This window comes from Rhodococcus sp. PvR099 (assembly GCF_017833315.1).
GTDB lineage: Bacteria > Actinomycetota > Actinomycetes > Mycobacteriales > Mycobacteriaceae > Rhodococcus_G > Rhodococcus_G oryzae.
Genome location: NZ_JAFIBV010000001.1, coordinates 1,265,993 through 1,282,822, shown reverse-complemented (window position 1 = coordinate 1,282,822; position 16,830 = coordinate 1,265,993). Strand labels below are relative to the sequence as shown.

Below are 16,830 nucleotides of genomic sequence, written 5' to 3'. Positions count from 1 at the left end.
GGACACCCAAGTGAACAATTCCGCTCGCCGTGATGGCACACCGGACCGGGGCAGGAGTAATCCCGCCCACAAGAGCTCGAGCCGCAAGGACTCGCCCCAGAAGGGGTCGGGGTCGAGAGGCTCGGCACCCCGCGATTCCGCCCGTGGCGGCGAATCCCGCGGCTCCTACGATCGCACCGAGCGCGGCGGAGCCCCCCGCGGCTCCTATGGTCGCACCGAACGCGGAGCGACCCCCCGGAGCGGCGAATCCCGCGGCTCGCAGGACCGCTCCCAGCGTGGCGGCGCACCTCGTGGCGCTCAGGATCGCACCGAGCGTGGCGCGGCACCTCGCAGCGGCGCACCTCGTGGCGCCCAGGATCGCACCGAGCGTGGCGCGGCACCTCGCAGCGGCGGCTACCCCCGCGGCGGCGTGCAACGGCCGGACCTGTCCAAGCGTGGCAAGCCCAAGGCCGCGAAGCCGCAGCGCGCACAGTCCGTCGCGCCGACCATCAGCAACGCCAAGCCGGCCCGCCACCAGTACACGGAGGGCGCCGGTCCCGCGAAGCTGCCCGCAGGCGAGGGCATGCGCCTGCAGAAGGTGCTCGCCCAGGCGGGTGTCGCCTCGCGCCGCGCCGCCGAGGAGCTGATCGAGCAGGGACGCGTCGAGGTCGACGGCCGCATCGTCGTCGAACAGGGCCTGCGGGTGGACCCCGAGAACGCCGTGGTCCGGGTCGACGGCATTCGTGTCGTCGTCAAGAAGGACCTGGTACACATCGCGCTGAACAAGCCGCGCGGTTGGCAGTCGACGATGTCCGATGACCTGGGCCGACCCTGCGTCGGCGACATCGTCTCCGAGCGGGTCTCCGCAGGACAGCGACTGTTCCACGTCGGCAGGCTCGATGCGGACACCGAGGGACTGTTGCTGCTGACCAACGACGGCGACCTCGCGCACCGGCTGATGCACCCCTCGTTCGAGGTGTCCAAGACCTACCTCGCGACCGTGTCCGGTGTGGTCGATCGCAACCTCGGCAAGACGCTCAAGGCCGGAGTCGAGCTCGAGGACGGCCCGGCGAAGGTCGACTCGTTCGCCCTGCTCGATGTCAATCAGGGCAAGTCCCTGGTCAAGGTCGTGCTGCACGAGGGTCGCAAGCACATCGTGCGTCGGCTGCTCGAGGCCGTCGGCCATCCGGTTGTCCGGCTGGTGCGCACCGACATCGGTCCGGTCACGCTCGGCGAGCAGCGGCCGGGCACCCTCCGGGTCATCGGGCCCGGCGAGGTCGGCGCGCTGTACAAGGCGGTCGGACTGTGAGCGCTGCGAGCGAAGCGACGGGGGATGTGAACGAGCCAGATCGCCTAGTGGTGGCGATGGACGGGCCGTCGGGTACCGGGAAGTCGACCGTTGCCAGGCGGCTCGCGACCGGACTCGCGGCGCAGTACCTCGACACCGGTGCCATGTACCGGATCGCGACGCTGCACGTGCTGCGCTCCGGGGTGGACCCGAGCGATCCGGCGGCGGTGGCCGCGGCCACGAAGGCACTCGAGCTGACCATCGGCACCGATCCGTCCTCGGACCGGGTGCTGCTCGCCGGTGAGGACGTCACCGACGAGATCCGCGGCGGCGCGGTCACCCAGGCCGTATCCGCGGTCTCGGCGGTGCCCGAGGTGCGCACGATCCTGGTCGACAAGCAGCGTGAGTTCATCGCGCGCACGGAACGGATCGTGGTCGAGGGTCGCGACATCGGCACCGTCGTGATGCCCGATGCGGACGTGAAGGTGTACCTGACCGCCTCCGCCGCGGCCAGGGCGCAGCGTCGGAACACGCAGAACATCGCCGAGGGTCGTGGCGATGACTACAGGGCGGTGCTCGCCGACGTCGAGCGCCGCGATCATCTGGACTCCACCCGAGCGGTGTCCCCGCTCCGGCCCGCCGATGACTCGGTGATCGTGGACACCAGCGAACTCGGAATCGATGACGTGATCGGCAGGTTGCTGCTGGTGGTACGTGACAGAACTGGAGCAGTGCAGTGACCGACAGCTTTGACATCGGCGGCCCGATCGCCGGCGACGGCACCTGGAGCGAGGAATCCGACTGGGAGCTCGTCGATTTCGAGGACGGCGAGGACGGTGAGGGTCACGTCGCCGTCCCGACCCTCGCCATCGTGGGTCGTCCGAACGTTGGCAAGTCCACGCTCGTGAACCGCATCATCGGCCGCCGCGAGGCCGTCGTGCAGGACATTCCCGGGGTCACCCGGGACCGCGTCTCCTACGAGGCGAACTGGGCCGGACGCCGATTCATGGTGCAGGACACCGGCGGCTGGGAGCCCGACGCCAAGGGGCTGCAGCAGTCCGTGGCCCGTCAGGCGGAACTCGCCATGCAGACCGCAGACGCGATCGTGCTCGTGGTGGATGCGGTCGTCGGTGCGACCGCGACGGATGAGGCCGTGGCCAAGGTGCTGCGGCGCTCGAAGACGCCGGTCCTGTTGGTGGCCAACAAGGTCGACGACGAGCGGACCGAGTCCGAGGTCGCGGCGCTGTGGTCGCTCGGCCTCGGCCAGCCCTACTCGGTGAGCTCGATCCACGGCCGCGGCACGGGCGACCTGCTCGACGAGGTCCTCAAGGCACTGCCGGAGACGCCTCGGGAGGGCACCGGCGGCCAGGGACCGCGACGCGTGTCGTTGGTCGGCAAGCCGAACGTCGGCAAGTCCAGCCTGATCAACAAGCTCTCCGGCTCGGAGCGGTCCGTCGTGCACGACGTCGCGGGCACCACCGTCGACCCGGTGGACTCACTGGTCGAGCTCGGCGGCAAGGTGTGGCGCTTCGTGGACACCGCGGGCCTGCGTAAGAAGGTCAGCCACGCGAGCGGCCACGAGTTCTACGCATCCCTGCGCACCAAGGGTGCGATCGAGGCCTCGGAGGTGTCGATCCTGCTGATCGACGCGTCGCAGCCGATCACCGAGCAGGACCTGCGGGTGCTGAGCATGGTGGCGGACGCAGGCCGGGCGCTGGTACTGGCGTTCAACAAGTGGGACCTCGTCGACGAGGACCGCCGGTACATGCTCGAGAAGGAGATCGACCGCGACTTGGTCCGGGTGCCGTGGGCGCAGCGGGTGAACATCTCCGCGCACACCGGACGGGCCGTGCAGAAGCTCGTTCCCGCGCTGGAGACCGCGCTCGATTCCTGGGACAAGCGGATCCCGACTGGCCGGTTGAACACCTGGCTCAAGGAGGTCGTGGCCGCGACGCCGCCGCCGATGCGCGGTGGTCGCCTGCCCAGGATCATGTTCGCCACCCAGGCAGGCACCCGTCCGCCGACGTTCGTGCTCTTCACCACCGGCTTCCTGGAGGCCGGCTACCGCCGGTTCCTCGAGCGCCGGCTGCGTGAGGAGTTCAACTTCGACGGCAGCCCCGTGCGCATCTCGGTGCGCGTGCGCGAGAAGCGCGATCGCGGCAAGCGCTGACGCCTGCCGAGACCGGCCCGAACACTGGCAAGTCCCCGAAACCGGGGGCTTGCCAGTGTCGTTCGTGGCGTGCACTCCGATGGAGGAAACCCGCCACGAGCAGCCGATTCGCTCAGTCGACTGTCACTGATGTAATCTCATCGAGCGCCCGCAAGGGAGTGGACGGGCTGTGGCGCAGCTTGGTAGCGCACTTGACTGGGGGTCAAGTGGTCGCAGGTTCAAATCCTGTCAGCCCGACAGAAGAAGGCGGCTCCGGAGTAATCCGGGGCCGCCTTTCTCGTTCCCGCGGCGGGCTAGGGTCGACGGATGGACGCCGACCGGGAGCCGATCCTCACTCGTGACACCTGCGCCGCCGCGCTCGCGTCGTTCGAGGCGCGCACCGCCGAACGCGCCGGGCACCGCTGCGCGGCGGTTGCGCTGGCGGTGGTCACCACAGACGGGGTGCCCTCGCTGCTGCTCACCGTTCGGCCCAGCACCATGCGGGCACATCCCGGTCAGTTCGCGCTGCCCGGCGGTGGCATCGACCCGGGGGAGTCGCCGGGGGAGGCGGCACTACGCGAGCTGGCGGAGGAACTCGGCGTGCAGGCACCGCCGTCCGCGGTGCTCGGTCATCTCGACGATCTCGTGACCAGGTCCGGCTACGTCATCACCCCGGTGGTGGTCTGGGTGGGTGAGCTCGACGAACCGATTCGGCCGAATGCCGACGAGGTGGAGTACGTCTTCCAGGTGAGCCTGGCCGAGCTCGATCACGAACCGCAGTTCCTGTCGCTCGAGGGGGCCGCGGCGCCGCTGATCGAATGGCCGTTCCGGGGCGCGCGGATCTTCGCGCCGACCGCGGCGATCATCTACCAGTTCCGCGAGGTGGTCCTGCACGGGCGGCCGACCCGGGTCGACGATCTCGGGCAGCCGGACTTCGCCTCCCGGTAGGTCGTCCCGCGCCGGAGAAGCCGCCTGAAGCCACTGCGGGCGGGCCGGGTGACGTCTACCGTGGCCGCCATGGGAATCCTGCTCTCGGCCCTGCGCAGCCTCGACCGGACCGGAATCGATCCCGTGGCATGGCACCCGCCGACCCCGCCGCCGCTCACGGGTCCGTTCGCTCGCAGCACCGAGCTCGATGGTGCGGAGCGCTGGGCGATGCCGGGGAGCAAGGGACCCGAGGACGTCGCGGTCGATCACCAGGGGCGGCTTGTCACCGGCACCGATGACGGCAAGGTCTGGCGTTTCGACGAAGCCGGCCGCGCGTCCCTGATCGCCGACACTGGCGGCCGACCCCTCGGTGTCGAGATCCTCGACGACGGCAGGTACCTGATCTGCGACTGCGAGCGCGGGGTGCTGCGCGTCGACGAGGCCGGTCGGATCGAGACCCTCACCGACACCGCGCTCGGGCGACCTCTGTTGGCGTGCAACAACTCCGCCGTCGGGCGGGACGGCACCATCTACTTCACCGATTCGTCGGCGAAGTTCTCCGTGGCCGAGCATCGCACCGACGTGCTCGAGCACGGCGGCACCGGCCGGCTGATCCGGTTCGACCCGGCGACAGGGGAGACCGACCTCTTGGCGGACGGGCTGCAGTTCGCCAACGGGGTCGGACTGGCCGCGGACGAGTCCTTCGTGGTGGTTGCCGAGACCGGGGCCTATCAGATCCGCCGGGTCGAGCTCGCGGGCCCCGACACGGGACGGGTGTCGATCTGGGCCGAGAACCTGCCCGGCCTCCCCGACAACGTGACCTCGCAGACGCCCGGCGGGGTCTTCTGGGTGGCGCTGTACAGCCCCAGGATGCGCCTGCTTGACCTGTTGGCCCCGCACCCGGCGCTCCGGGTCGTCGCGGCGAACCTGCCGCAGTGGGCGCAGCCAGAACCCGACCAGCGTGGCTGGGTGCTCGGGCTCGACGCCTCGGGTGCCGTCGTGCACAGCTTGCAGGGCGGCGCGGACAGTTACGCGCCGATCACCGGTGTCCGCGAGGCCGATGGCTGGCTCTACCTGGGCAGCCTGACCGCCGATACGGTCGCCCGCGTCCCGGCGCCCCCGTCCGCCATGTGAAAAGCTGTTCGAGGCAGTTGGCGGACGAGGTACACGGGGGACGAATGGGCAGCGGAGACCGGCCACGCGAGGTGGCGGACGTCGCGACCGCGCCGATCATGTCCGACCGGATCGTCACCGTGCCGAACATTCTCAGCGTGGTCCGGCTCGTCGGTGTCCCGTTGTTCGTCTATCTGCTGCTCGGCCCGCATGCCGACGGGTGGGCGCTCGCGATCCTGATGCTGAGCGGGTTCACCGACTGGGCCGACGGCAAGCTCGCGCGCCTGTTGAACCAGAGTTCGCGGCTGGGCGCGCTGCTCGACCCGCTGGTGGACCGGTTGTACGTGGTCTCCACCCTCGTCGCGTTCGCGATCCGCGGGATCATCCCGTGGTGGGTGGCCGCGGTGCTGATCGGTCGGGACCTGATCCTCGCGCTCACCCTGCCGATCTACCGCAGGCGCGGTCTGCCGCCGCCCGCGGTGCTCTACCTCGGCAAGGCCGCGACCTTCGCGCTGATGTTCGCGCTGCCGCTGGTACTCGCCGCGCAGGGTGACTGGGCGATTGCGCCGATCGCCCGGGCCTGGGGGTATGCGCTCCTGGTCTGGGGGACCGGGCTCTATGTGTGGACCGGGATCCTGTACCTGCTCGCCGCGCGCAACATCGCGCGGGAGGTCCCGCGAACGGACCGGGCGCGGTGACCGACGGCGAGGTCCGCCGCAATCCGGTGCCCTCGCTGCTCCGGTCCCTGATGAACGACCATCTCGACCCCGGCTACGCCGCGGCGGCGGAAGACCGGGCGAGGGGGCATTCCCTGCACCGCCCGCTGCATTCCGGGAGCTGGCTCGTCGCCGGGGGCATCGTCCTCGGACTGGTCTTCGGGATCGCCTACGCGCAGGCGGACGATCGGGAGCCCGGCACCGACCAGGTGCGCAGCGAGATCCTGGCCAAGGTCCACGCCGCGGAGGAACGCGGTGGCGGCCTCGCAGGCACAAGGGACGAGCTGGCGGCGCAGACCGAGGCGCTGCGCTCCAGGGTGCTGGCCGGCGACGCCGAGGGTTCCGACGTACTGGCACGGCTCGCCACGATGGAACAGGCCGCCGGGCTGGACGCGGTGCACGGCGCGGGGCTCACCGTCACGCTGACCGACCCGGCCGCCCGTCCGGACCTGTCCGACCGCGGCAGGCCAGGCGCAGGCCCCGCCAAGGCGGTGGTCCTCGACCGGGACATCCAGTCGGTGGTGAACGCGTTGTGGTCGAGCGGAGCCGAGGCCGTCGCGGTCGGAGAGGTCCGCATCGGCCCCTCGGCCACCATCCGTCAGGCGGGCGGGGCGATGCTCGTCGACAATCAGCCGGTGTTCTCGCCGTACGCGATCTCGGCGATCGGGCCTGCGGACCGGTTGCAGACCGGGTTCGTGGTGAGCGACGCGTACCTGCGGATGTCGGGCGTCGCGCAGCTGTACGGGGTGGGCTTCACCGTCGCCGAAGAAGAAGATGTCAGCCTCCTGGCCGCGAATGCCAGGGAGATCAGAACCGCACACGAGGTGGGTGGCCAGTGAAGCCGGTCAAGGCAGTCAAGAACGGATACGCCGTCTACGGGGTGCTCGCGCTCATCGCGGGGATCGTCGCGGGCGTGGTGTTCCGTCCGCAGGTCCCGGACGCGATCCAGCCGTATCTGCCGATCGCCGTCGTCGCGGCGCTGGACGCCGTGTTCGGCGGGCTGCGCGCCTACCTGGATGAGATCTTCGACGCCAAGGTCTTCGTCGTGTCCTTCGTGTTCAACGTGCTCGTCGCGGCGCTGATCGTGTGGCTCGGTGACCAGTTGGGGGTGGGCACGCAGCTCTCGACCGCGATCGTGGTGGTGCTGGGCATCCGCATCTTCGGTAACGCCGCCGCGCTGCGGCGTCGGCTGTTCGGGGCGTGATCACCGGTGAACGGGCATGAGGGCAAGCACGAATGGCATACCGAGCTGTCCGCCTCGGCGCGCCGCTCCAGGGTCGTCTTCGGGCTGCTGGCGGTGTTGCTGTTGGCCGCGCTCGGGGTCGCCATCGCCACCCAGGTGCGGAACACCGGATCGGGCGACACCCTGGACTCGGCGCGTCCGGCTGACCTGCTGGTGCTCCTCGACAACCTCGGCCAGCGAGAGGCTTCGTTGCGACAGGAGATCGCCGGACTCGAGGAGACCCTCGCCACGCTCCAGCGCAGCGGCGGCGGCTCCCAGGCCGCGTTGGACGAGGCCAGGGCGCGCCTGACCGCGCTGTCGATCCAGGTGGGAGCCGTGCCCGCGGCAGGCCCCGGGGTGGTGCTGACGGTCGCGGACCCGGGCACGAATGTCGGCTCCGAGGTGATGCTGGACCTCATTCAGGAGTTGCGGGCGGCGGGCGCCGAGGCGATCTCCATACGTGGTGAGGGGGGTGAGCCGGTCCGGATCGGTGTCGACTCCTGGGTCACCGGTTCTCCCGGTCAGATCAAGGTCGACGGCATCGACCTGGAGGCGCCGTACGAGGTGCTCGCGATCGGCGACCCGCCGACCCTGGCGGCCGCTCTGAACATTCCCGGCGGGGTGATCGACACCGTCGCCCGCAGCGGTGGACGGCTGGCCGTCGAGCAATCTCAGCAGGTCACGATCACCGCCTTGCGGGAGACGAAGCCTCGTCAATACGCTCAGCCAGGAAACTGAATCCGGTACCGCGCGGTATTCTCGCGCGCCGGTGCGATCGAAAGGACTTCTCACCTTGAGCGAAACCAACATCCCGGCCGAATTGCGCTACACCGCGGAGCACGAATGGGTGCAGCGGACCGGGCCGACGACCGTGCGGATCGGGATCACCGATTTCGCGCAGTCGCAGCTCGGTGACGTCGTCTTCGTCCAGCTGCCCGCGGTCGACGAGGCCGTGGTCGCGGGCGAGTCGCTCGGTGAGGTCGAGTCGACGAAGAGTGTGTCGGACATCTACGCTCCGTTGAACGCGAAAGTCATTGCGGCCAACGCGGATTTGGAGTCCAGCCCCGAGCTGGTCAACTCTGAGCCGTACGGAAACGGCTGGCTGGTCGATCTCGAGGTGGCCGACGAGGCCACGCTGGACGCCGCGCTGGGCGAGATGCTGGACGCGTCGGGCTACCAGGCCATCGCGGGCGGCTAGGACACGCGTGGATCGACCTGCGAGTGCCCACGTGAGAGGCATTCGCAGGGTACGGTCGATAGGGAGCGCAACCGCCTTGTCGGGGCGTAGGTCCGTATCGGAATGTGATTGTGTCGAGAAGATTTGTCCGGGAGGGTTCCCGGACCGATCGGACTTCAGGAGGAGAAACGGTGAGCGAGAACGACAGCGACGCGGTTTTTGGAGAATCGCCGGCTGAGACAACGTCGGTTTTCCGGGCGGATTTCCTCAACGAGTTGGACAGCACGACCGCTGCTCCGCAGGCAGCTGAGCAGGTCTCCGGAGTGGAGGGCCTGCCCGCCGGTTCGGCGCTCCTCGTCGTCAAGCGTGGCCCGAACGCGGGCTCCCGATTCCTGCTCGACCAGCCCACCACCTCGGCGGGCCGCCACCCGGACAGCGACATCTTCCTCGACGACGTCACGGTCAGCCGTCGGCACGCCGAGTTCCGCCAGGATCAGAACGAGTTCCAGGTGGTCGACGTCGGCAGCCTCAACGGCACCTACGTCAACCGTGAGCCGGTGGACTCGGCAACCCTCGTCAACGGTGACGAGGTGCAGATCGGCAAGTTCCGACTCGTGTACCTCACCGGCCCCCGCGGCGCCGGTAGTTCCGCTGCGGGTGCAGGTAGCTGATGACGGCGGTCGGGCAGCGGACCGAGGGCGGGATGTCGATCGGCTCCGTCCTGGATCGGCTACGTCCCGATTTCCCCGACATCACCATCTCGAAGATTCGATTCCTCGAGGCGGAGGGGCTGATAAGTCCGGAGCGGACTCCGTCGGGTTACCGACGGTTCTCGCTGGCCGACTGTGAGCGGTTGCGGTTCGTGCTCACCGCGCAGCGCGATCAGTACCTGCCGCTGAAGGTGATCAAGGAACAGCTCGAGGCGATCGACAGCGGCGTCGCGGTGGTCGGGTCGACGGAGTCGGCCCCGCGACGGCCGCGGGCCCTGTCCATCGCGCCCGGCGCGGTCTCGCCCGAGGAGTTCCGGGCCAATCGCGAGGTCCGCATCAGCCGCACCGACCTGATCGCGCGGTCCGGCGCGGACGAGGCGTTCCTGTCGGAACTGTTGCGCAGCGGGCTGATCGTGCCGGGCGTCGCGGGCTTTTTCGACGAGGACGCGGTCACCCTGGCACGGGCGGCAAAGGCGATGTCCGAGTTCGGACTCGAGGTGCGGCACCTGCGCGCGTTCAAGCTCGCGGCGGACCGGGAGGCCGGTTTGGTCGCCCAGATCGCCGGTCCCGTCGCGAAGGGCAGGGACGCGGGTGCGCGTGATCGCGCCGAGGAGATGGTGCGTGAACTCGCCGCGCTGTCGCTCACTCTGCACACCTGTCTGGTCAAGGCGGCCGTGCGCGGCGCGCTCGACCGCTGACGATCGCCCGGCCGGAGTGGTCGCGACCTGCACCTGTTCGGCGAGAGTCGAATGGGTCGCCGGGTTCGCTTAGAATTTGGGTACGGCTTCATGCGATGAGTGCGGTCGATGCCGGTGAGGCCGATCAGACGGGAGGCAGACGCGATGAGCGAGATGCGTGTGATCGGGATTCGTGTCGAGCAGCCACAGAATCAGCCCGTATTGCTGCTGCGCGAGGCCGACGGGGATCGCTACCTGCCGATCTGGATCGGCCAGACCGAGGCCACGGCGATCGCGCTGGAGCAGCAAGGCGTGGAGCCGGCGCGGCCGCTCACCCACGATCTGATCATCACGCTCATCACGGCGCTCGGCAACGCGCTGCGTGAGGTCCGGATCGTGGATCTGCAGGAGGGCACCTTCTATGCCGACCTGGTTTTCGCCGACGACCTGAGGATCTCGGCTCGGCCGTCCGATTCGGTTGCCATCGCGCTGCGGGCGGGCGTCCCGATCTACGCGGACGAGGCGGTGCTGGCGGAGGCCGGGCTGGTGATGCCCGATGAGCGCGAGGACGAAGTCGAGAAGTTCAAAGAATTCCTCGAATCCGTGTCGCCGGACGATTTCAAGGCAACTGACGGTTAGTGTGATCCCGCTGTCGAGAGACAGCGGCGAAATAGTGGCCTGGGCAACGATACGGTCTCACCCTCAAGTTGAGGTTTAGGCTTCGGCGTGTTGCGTTGACCCTGGTCAATCGTCGCAATAGCTTTGATCCATCGAACGCACACCATGTGATTCACCCCGAGGCGTACTCTGAGTCGAATCCACGGTATGGAATTCCATGCGAGAGGGAGCAGTCAGTGGGAGATCATCCGCAAGAGCCTCAGCGCGGCCTCGCCCCGTCCGAGGGTGTCGAGGATGTTCAGCCGGGCCTCTTTCCCGATGACTCGGTGCCGGACGACTTGGTGGGCTACCGGGTGCCGAGCGCGTGTCAGATCGCGGGCATCACCTACCGCCAGCTCGATTACTGGGCGCGCACCTCACTGGTCGTGCCGTCGATCCGCGGGGCCGCGGGATCCGGCAGTCAGCGCCTGTACTCGTTCAAGGACATCCTCGTCCTCAAGATCGTGAAGCGATTGCTGGACACCGGCATCTCGCTGCAGAACATCCGGGTCGCCGTCGACCACCTGCGTCAGCGCGGCGTGGGCGACCTGGCCAAGATCACGCTGTTCTCCGACGGCACCACCGTCTACGAGTGCACCTCCGCCGAAGAGGTCGTCGACCTCCTGCAGGGCGGTCAGGGTGTGTTCGGGATCGCGGTCAGTGGCGCGATGCGCGAACTGACCGGCACGATCGCGGACTTCCCGGCCGAGCGGGCCGACGGTGGCGAGAGCGAACTGAGCCCGGAGGACGAGCTCGCGTCGCGTCGCAAGAACCGGGCCAGCCGCGCCGGATAGCCCGATTTGGCGCGCACGCAGTCGACGTGGCGCGCGGCACACCACGCGGCCGGGTCCGTGGGCACAGAAGTGGTCGAACGTAGCCTAGAATTCGGGGTACGTCGCCGCCGCATGGGAGAGTTCCGGAGCACAATCCGGACGCCGAAGGAGCAATACCTCCCCGTCAATCTCTCAGGCACCGAGGACCGTGCGGGCTACGACGTCTCTGGAAAGCGGTGGGAGCACCCACCCGCCCACGGGGAAAGGGGCCTAGACGAAGGCGGCCCTCAATCTCTCAGGCGCTCGCGGCGACGAGCAGGCGACAGAGGGGGAGGAACGTTCCGCTCGGCCCGGCAGGGTCGAGCCGAATGCGCCTACGATCCTTCAGCCGCGGGAGTTGCCTTGTCAGACGCCAGTACTCGTTCATTTGTCGATCGCCACATCGGCCCCGATTCCGCCGAGCTCGAGCGGATTCTGAGCGTTGTCGGTGTCGGTAGCCTCGACGAGATGGCCGGGAAGGCCGTTCCCGCCAGCATCCTCGACGCCGTGACCGACGGGATCAGCGACGGCCTGAGCGCTCTTCCCGCCGCGCTCACTGAGCACGAGGCGCTGGCCGAGCTCTCCGCGCTTGCCGCCAGGAACACCGTCGCGACCTCGATGATCGGTCTCGGCTACTACGACACCCTCACCCCGCCCGTGCTCGTGCGGAACCTGCTCGAGAACCCCGCCTGGTACACCGCGTACACGCCGTACCAGCCGGAGATCAGCCAGGGCAGGCTCGAGGCCCTGCTCAACTTCCAGACGATGGTCTCCGACCTCACCGGCATGGAGGTCGCGAACTCGTCGATGCTCGACGAGGGCACCGCGGCCGCCGAGGCGATGACGCTGCTGCGCCGGGCCAACAAGAGCCGTTCGCCGCGCTTCGTCATCGATACCGATCTGTTCCCCCAGACCAGGGCCGTGATCGAGACCCGCGCCACCCCGCTCGGCATCGAGCTGGTGGAGGCCGATCTCAGCGAGGGACTGCCCGAGGGTGAGTTCTTCGGCGTGCTCGCCCAGCTGCCCGGCGCCTCCGGTCGCGTCGTCGACTACACGGACCTCATCGCGGCCGCCCACGAGCGTGGCGGACTGGTCGCGGTCGGCGCCGACCTCCTGGCGCTGACCCTGCTCACCCCTCCCGGTGAGCTCGGGGCGGACGCCTGTTTCGGCACCACGCAGCGGTTCGGTGTCCCGATGGGCTTCGGCGGACCGCACGCCGGGTACCTGGCTGTGCACACCAAACACGCCCGTCAGCTGCCGGGCCGCCTCGTCGGCGTGTCCGTCGACGCCGACGGCGATCCCGCGTACCGGCTCGCGCTGCAGACGCGTGAGCAGCACATCCGCCGGGAGAAGGCCACCTCGAACATCTGCACCGCCCAGGTGCTGTTGGCCATCGTCGCCGCCATGTACGCCAGCTACCACGGTGCCGACGGACTCAAGGCGATCGCCGAGCGCGTGAACGGGCGCGCTGTCGCCCTCGCGACCGGCCTGCGGTCGAAGGGCGTCGAGATCGTGCACGAGTCGTTCTTCGACACCGTGCTCGCCCGCGTGCAGGGACGGGCGGCGGAGATCGTCGAGACGGCGAAGGGCTGGAACGTCAACCTGCGCCTCGTCGACGCCGACCACGTCGGCATCGCCTGCGACGAGGCGACCACGGAGGCCCATCTCGCTTCCGTCTTCGCCGCCTTCGGCGTTCGGGCCGACACCCCGGCGGACGCGTCGACGTCCTCGCTGCCCGCCGAGATGGTGCGCACCTCGGACTACCTGACCCACCCCGCGTTCACCAAGCACCGCACCGAGACCGCGATGCTGCGCTACCTGCGGATGCTCTCGGACAAGGACATCGCCCTCGACCGGAGCATGATCCCGCTCGGATCCTGCACGATGAAGCTCAACGCCACCGCGGAGATGGAGCCCATCACCTGGCCGGCGTTCTCGGGCCTGCACCCGTTCGCGCCGACGGCGGACGCGCCCGGCATGCTGCAGATCATCCACGACCTGGAGGGCTGGCTGGCGGCGATCACCGGCTACGACGCGGTGAGCCTGCAGCCGAACGCAGGCAGCCAGGGCGAGTACGCCGGCCTGCTGGCCATCCGGAACTACCACCTCAGCCGCGGCGACGATCATCGCGACACCTGCCTGATCCCGTCCAGCGCGCACGGCACCAACGCGGCCTCCGCCGTGATGGTCGGCATGCGGGTCGAGGTGGTCGCCTGCCGCCCCAACGGCGACGTCGACCTGGCGGACCTGAAGGCGAAGATCGCGGACCACGCCGAGCGGCTCGCGGCCATCATGATCACCTACCCGTCCACGCACGGCGTGTACGAGCACGAGGTCGCGGACATCTGCGCGGCCGTGCACGACGCCGGGGGACAGGTGTACGTCGACGGCGCGAACCTCAACGCGCTCGTCGGCCTGGCCCGGCCCGGGCGCTTCGGCGGCGACGTGAGCCACCTGAACCTGCACAAGACCTTCTGCATCCCGCACGGCGGCGGCGGTCCGGGTGTCGGTCCGATCGGTGTGCGTTCACACCTGACCCCGTTCCTGCCCGGGCACCCGATGGCGCCGGAACTGGGCGGATCGGGCCCGGTGTCGGCCGCACCGTACGGCAGCGCCTCCATCCTGCCGATCACCTGGGCGTACATCCGGATGATGGGCGCGACCGGACTGCGGCGCGCCTCGCTCACCGCCATCGCGTCGGCGAACTACATCGCACGCCGCCTGGACGAGTACTTCCCGGTGCTCTACACCGGTGAGAACGGCATGGTCGCGCACGAGTGCATCCTCGACCTGCGTCCGCTCACCAAGGAAACCGGTGTCACGGTCGACGATGTCGCCAAGCGCCTGGCGGATTACGGCTTCCACGCGCCGACGATGAGCTTCCCGGTGTCGGGCACGCTCATGGTCGAGCCAACCGAGAGCGAGAACCTGGACGAGATCGACCAGTTCTGCGACGCGATGATCGCCATCCGCGGCGAGATCGACCGGGTCGGCGCCGGCGAGTGGCCGGTGGAGGACAACCCGCTGCGCGGGGCGCCGCACACCGCGGGCTGCCTGGCGGCGGACTGGGACCACCCCTACTCGCGCGAGCTCGCGGTGTTCCCGCTCGGCAAGGCCAGGGCCAAGGTGTGGCCCTCGGTGCGTCGGATCGACGGTGCGGCGGGTGACCGGAACCTGGTGTGCTCGTGCCCGCCGATCGAGGCCTTCAGCGGCTGATCGCACTCCGGGCGGTCGCGCGCACTCATGAGGAGACCGAACGGTCCTTGTGGGCCGCGACCCGCCCGGAGGACGATGGGGTGGGTATGGGCGGCTGGTCGGCCGCCCTTGTCGAGCCGAAGGTTCAGACACATGTTCACCACCATCGCAAGAGCCGCCGCCGCAACCGCCGTCGTGATGTCAGTCGCCGCCCTCGCCGCCCCGGCGGCCTCCGCCGAGGATCGCATCATCGGGGGAGGGTCGTTGCAGTTCTGCTTCGTCGTCCCGCTGCCCGGCTCCGCCGAGATCAACTGGTGCCTCTGACGTTGGCGTGACGCCGTGGTCGGCCTCGTCCGGCGTCAGCCGAGCGCCTGGCCGATCGCGGCACCCAACTCGGGACCCTGCGAGGACCCGACGGCGGTCATCGAACCCCCGGTCTGCTCCGCGAGGGCCCGCAGGGTGTCGGCATCGGAGTTCTCGCCGATCGTGATGACGTCGATGCGGACCGGCTTGCCGCCCACTGTGGTCTCCCGGATCGACGCCAGCAGCTGCCGGGCCGTGATCGACGTGTCGTCGTTCGGGCCGTCGGTGATCAGCAGCACCGAGTTCGGGCGGTCCGCGCCGTATCCCCGCACCGCATCCGCGTAGGCGGCCAGGGTCGCCGCGTAGGTGGACGTCGCCGTCGCCGGGGTCAGGGAGTCGAGCGCCGTGTCGATCGCCTGCCTCCGCGTTCCGGTGCCGACGGTGTCGGTCAGCGAGCCCGTCGGGACGGCGATCTTGTATGCCTTGGCGCCGTCGAGGTTCTTCGAGTAGATCCACAGCCCGAGATCGGTGGAGTCGGGTGTCCGGTTCAGTTGCTCGGTCAGTGCCGCGGTCGTGTTCGTCAGCCGCGTCCCGTCGCCCTCGACGTTGCTCATCGAACCCGAGACGTCCAGCAGGACGGTCGATCTGCGGGGCACCACCGGATTGGCGAGCGTTCGGCTCAGCGTGTCGACCACGGGCCCGGTAGCAGGCTGCAGTGGCGTGTCGATCGGTGCGAAGGGCACCGCCCTCACCGCCGAGGGGGACTCGCCGTCGACCCGGAAACCGGCGTCGCGTAGCACCGTCGCCTGTTCGGGACGGCGGAGGTAGTCCACGAACTCCGCGGCCGCCCGGCTGCGTGCCTCGTCCACCCAGCCGGCGGAGATGATCGCGCCGGGGTGATCGGCCATCGGGGTGGCCCCGGCAGGAAGGAACGCGGTGAGCGCGTTCACGCCTGGCTCGGCGGCGTAGAGCTGCTGCTCGGTGACCGCCACCGCGTGCGGGGCGCCCGCCCGTCGATCCTGCTGTGCACCGAGCGCCGAGAGTGCATCCGCCGTCGCGGCGGGCTTGTCGGGAGCCGACGGGAACGCGGCCGCGGAGCCGACCGCGAGCGAGGAGAGTGCCGAGACGACCGGTGCGGATGCGGCCTGCGCCTCGGTGACCGGCCCGGCGCCCGCACCCGACACCGCCGCGGCGACGGCCTCGGCTGCCTGGGTGGAGGGGTCCGAGCCGGGACCGGTCGGCAGGGCCAGCTTCAGCGAGCCCCATCCGGGGAGTCCGATCCCCGGCAGCCCGTTCGGGTCGGACTGCAGGCGCGCGAGGTCCTGCCAGCCGACATTCGATGCGATGAGAGCCTGGGCCAGCGGGACCGGGGCCGCCAGCAGCACCGGCGAGGTGGCGAGCGACTTCGGCTGGCCGTCGATCAGTCCGGTCTGCCCGCTGAGTCGGGCGACGGACTGGGTGCTCTGCGGAATCCACAGCGCCGGTGCCGGTCCGGGCCCGGACCAGTCCTTCCCGGCGCTCGCCGCCAGCGCGTCGACCACGGTCTGCGAGGTGGCGGGGGTGACGGTGACGGTGATGCAGTGGTCGCGCACGACCGGGGCGGTCTGGGCATAGCGGTCTGCCAGGGTCTGGATCTGCGGGGCGATGTCGGGATCCGCGGTCACGTCGAGGACGGCGGGACCCTCGACGCAACTCTGCGCCGCCTGGGTGCCCTGGTCCGAGATCCGGTCCCTGAGCTGGAACCAGCCGACCACGGCGAGCACGACGGCGATGACTGCTCCCACCGCGATCACCGGGCCCCTGCTGACACCCCTCGTGCCCTCTGCGCCGCGATGCTGCCCCACGTGTGCCCGCCTTGTCGTCGATCGGTGACGGCACGCAGGTCCGTCTCATCGGTACCCCAGC

17 protein-coding genes, 1 tRNA gene and 1 riboswitch are annotated in these 16,830 nt (G+C 69.6%); of the genes, 17 read left to right on the top strand and 1 reads right to left on the bottom strand.

The window, feature by feature from the left end; translation table 11 throughout:
* The first annotated feature begins 10 nt into the window (after positions 1-10).
* From JOE46_RS05765 to JOE46_RS05685, 17 genes are all read left to right on the top strand, one after another.
* Entirely contained in the window at positions 11-1,288 is a 1,278-nt protein-coding gene (locus JOE46_RS05765) for a pseudouridine synthase (protein WP_179800665.1), read from the top strand.
* A gap of 56 nt (positions 1,289-1,344) precedes the next feature.
* Positions 1,345-2,007: a (d)CMP kinase gene (gene cmk, locus JOE46_RS05760; protein WP_097213416.1), complete on the top strand. Its 663-nt coding sequence runs from the start codon at positions 1,345-1,347 to the stop codon at positions 2,005-2,007.
* A complete protein-coding gene (gene der / locus JOE46_RS05755; RefSeq protein WP_097213383.1) occupies positions 2,004-3,437 on the top strand; it encodes a ribosome biogenesis GTPase Der in 1,434 nt (477 codons plus the stop codon). The genes cmk and der overlap by 4 nt, the downstream gene beginning before the upstream one ends.
* Before the next feature lie 163 nt (positions 3,438-3,600).
* Positions 3,601-3,674: transfer RNA gene (locus JOE46_RS05750), tRNA-Pro, on the top strand.
* Between the two features lie 69 nt (positions 3,675-3,743).
* Complete coding sequence (locus JOE46_RS05745) at positions 3,744-4,364, top strand: CoA pyrophosphatase (protein WP_097213382.1); 621 nt, start codon at positions 3,744-3,746, stop codon at positions 4,362-4,364.
* 69 nt (positions 4,365-4,433) lie between these two features.
* A complete protein-coding gene (locus tag JOE46_RS05740) occupies positions 4,434-5,477 on the top strand; it encodes an SMP-30/gluconolactonase/LRE family protein (RefSeq protein WP_097213415.1) in 1,044 nt (347 codons plus the stop codon).
* Between the two features lie 44 nt (positions 5,478-5,521).
* A complete protein-coding gene (locus tag JOE46_RS05735; RefSeq protein ID WP_097213381.1) occupies positions 5,522-6,154 on the top strand; it encodes a CDP-alcohol phosphatidyltransferase family protein in 633 nt (210 codons plus the stop codon).
* 50 nt (positions 6,155-6,204) lie between these two features.
* Positions 6,205-7,011: a DUF881 domain-containing protein gene (locus JOE46_RS05730; RefSeq protein ID WP_209928963.1), complete on the top strand. Its 807-nt coding sequence runs from the start codon at positions 6,205-6,207 to the stop codon at positions 7,009-7,011.
* The gene (locus tag JOE46_RS05725) at positions 7,008-7,376 is read left to right on the top strand and encodes a small basic family protein (protein WP_072749712.1); all 369 of its coding nucleotides are present in this window, start codon (positions 7,008-7,010) and stop codon (positions 7,374-7,376) included. The genes JOE46_RS05730 and JOE46_RS05725 overlap by 4 nt, the downstream gene beginning before the upstream one ends.
* A gap of 6 nt (positions 7,377-7,382) precedes the next feature.
* Positions 7,383-8,132: a DUF881 domain-containing protein gene (locus JOE46_RS05720; protein ID WP_097213380.1), complete on the top strand. Its 750-nt coding sequence runs from the start codon at positions 7,383-7,385 to the stop codon at positions 8,130-8,132.
* A gap of 55 nt (positions 8,133-8,187) precedes the next feature.
* On the top strand, positions 8,188-8,592 hold the full coding sequence (gcvH, locus tag JOE46_RS05715; protein ID WP_097213379.1) for a glycine cleavage system protein GcvH: 405 nt from the start codon (positions 8,188-8,190) through the stop codon (positions 8,590-8,592).
* 170 nt (positions 8,593-8,762) lie between these two features.
* A complete protein-coding gene (gene garA, locus JOE46_RS05710; protein ID WP_072749715.1) occupies positions 8,763-9,242 on the top strand; it encodes a glycogen accumulation regulator GarA in 480 nt (159 codons plus the stop codon).
* Positions 9,242-9,979: a MerR family transcriptional regulator gene (locus tag JOE46_RS05705; protein ID WP_097213378.1), complete on the top strand. Its 738-nt coding sequence runs from the start codon at positions 9,242-9,244 to the stop codon at positions 9,977-9,979. Before garA ends, JOE46_RS05705 begins: the two co-directional genes overlap by 1 nt.
* Positions 9,980-10,123: 144 nt before the next feature.
* Positions 10,124-10,597, top strand: a complete 474-nt coding sequence (locus JOE46_RS05700; RefSeq protein WP_077041769.1) for a bifunctional nuclease family protein — start codon at positions 10,124-10,126, stop codon at positions 10,595-10,597.
* 215 nt (positions 10,598-10,812) lie between these two features.
* Positions 10,813-11,409 (top strand): MerR family transcriptional regulator, encoded by a 597-nt coding sequence (locus tag JOE46_RS05695; RefSeq protein WP_077041768.1) that lies wholly within the window; start codon positions 10,813-10,815, stop codon positions 11,407-11,409.
* A 102-nt stretch (positions 11,410-11,511) separates the two neighbouring features.
* A riboswitch (glycine riboswitch) is annotated at positions 11,512-11,607 on the top strand.
* A 183-nt stretch (positions 11,608-11,790) separates the two neighbouring features.
* Positions 11,791-14,643: an aminomethyl-transferring glycine dehydrogenase gene (gene gcvP / locus JOE46_RS05690; RefSeq protein WP_209926519.1), complete on the top strand. Its 2,853-nt coding sequence runs from the start codon at positions 11,791-11,793 to the stop codon at positions 14,641-14,643.
* Between the two features lie 132 nt (positions 14,644-14,775).
* A complete protein-coding gene (locus tag JOE46_RS05685) occupies positions 14,776-14,946 on the top strand; it encodes a hypothetical protein (RefSeq protein ID WP_169310496.1) in 171 nt (56 codons plus the stop codon).
* 35 nt (positions 14,947-14,981) lie between these two features.
* Here the strand turns inward: JOE46_RS05685 and JOE46_RS26910 are convergent, their stop codons facing one another.
* A complete protein-coding gene (locus tag JOE46_RS26910; RefSeq protein ID WP_209926510.1) occupies positions 14,982-16,769 on the bottom strand; it encodes a substrate-binding domain-containing protein in 1,788 nt (595 codons plus the stop codon).
* Positions 16,770-16,830 lie beyond the last annotated feature (61 nt).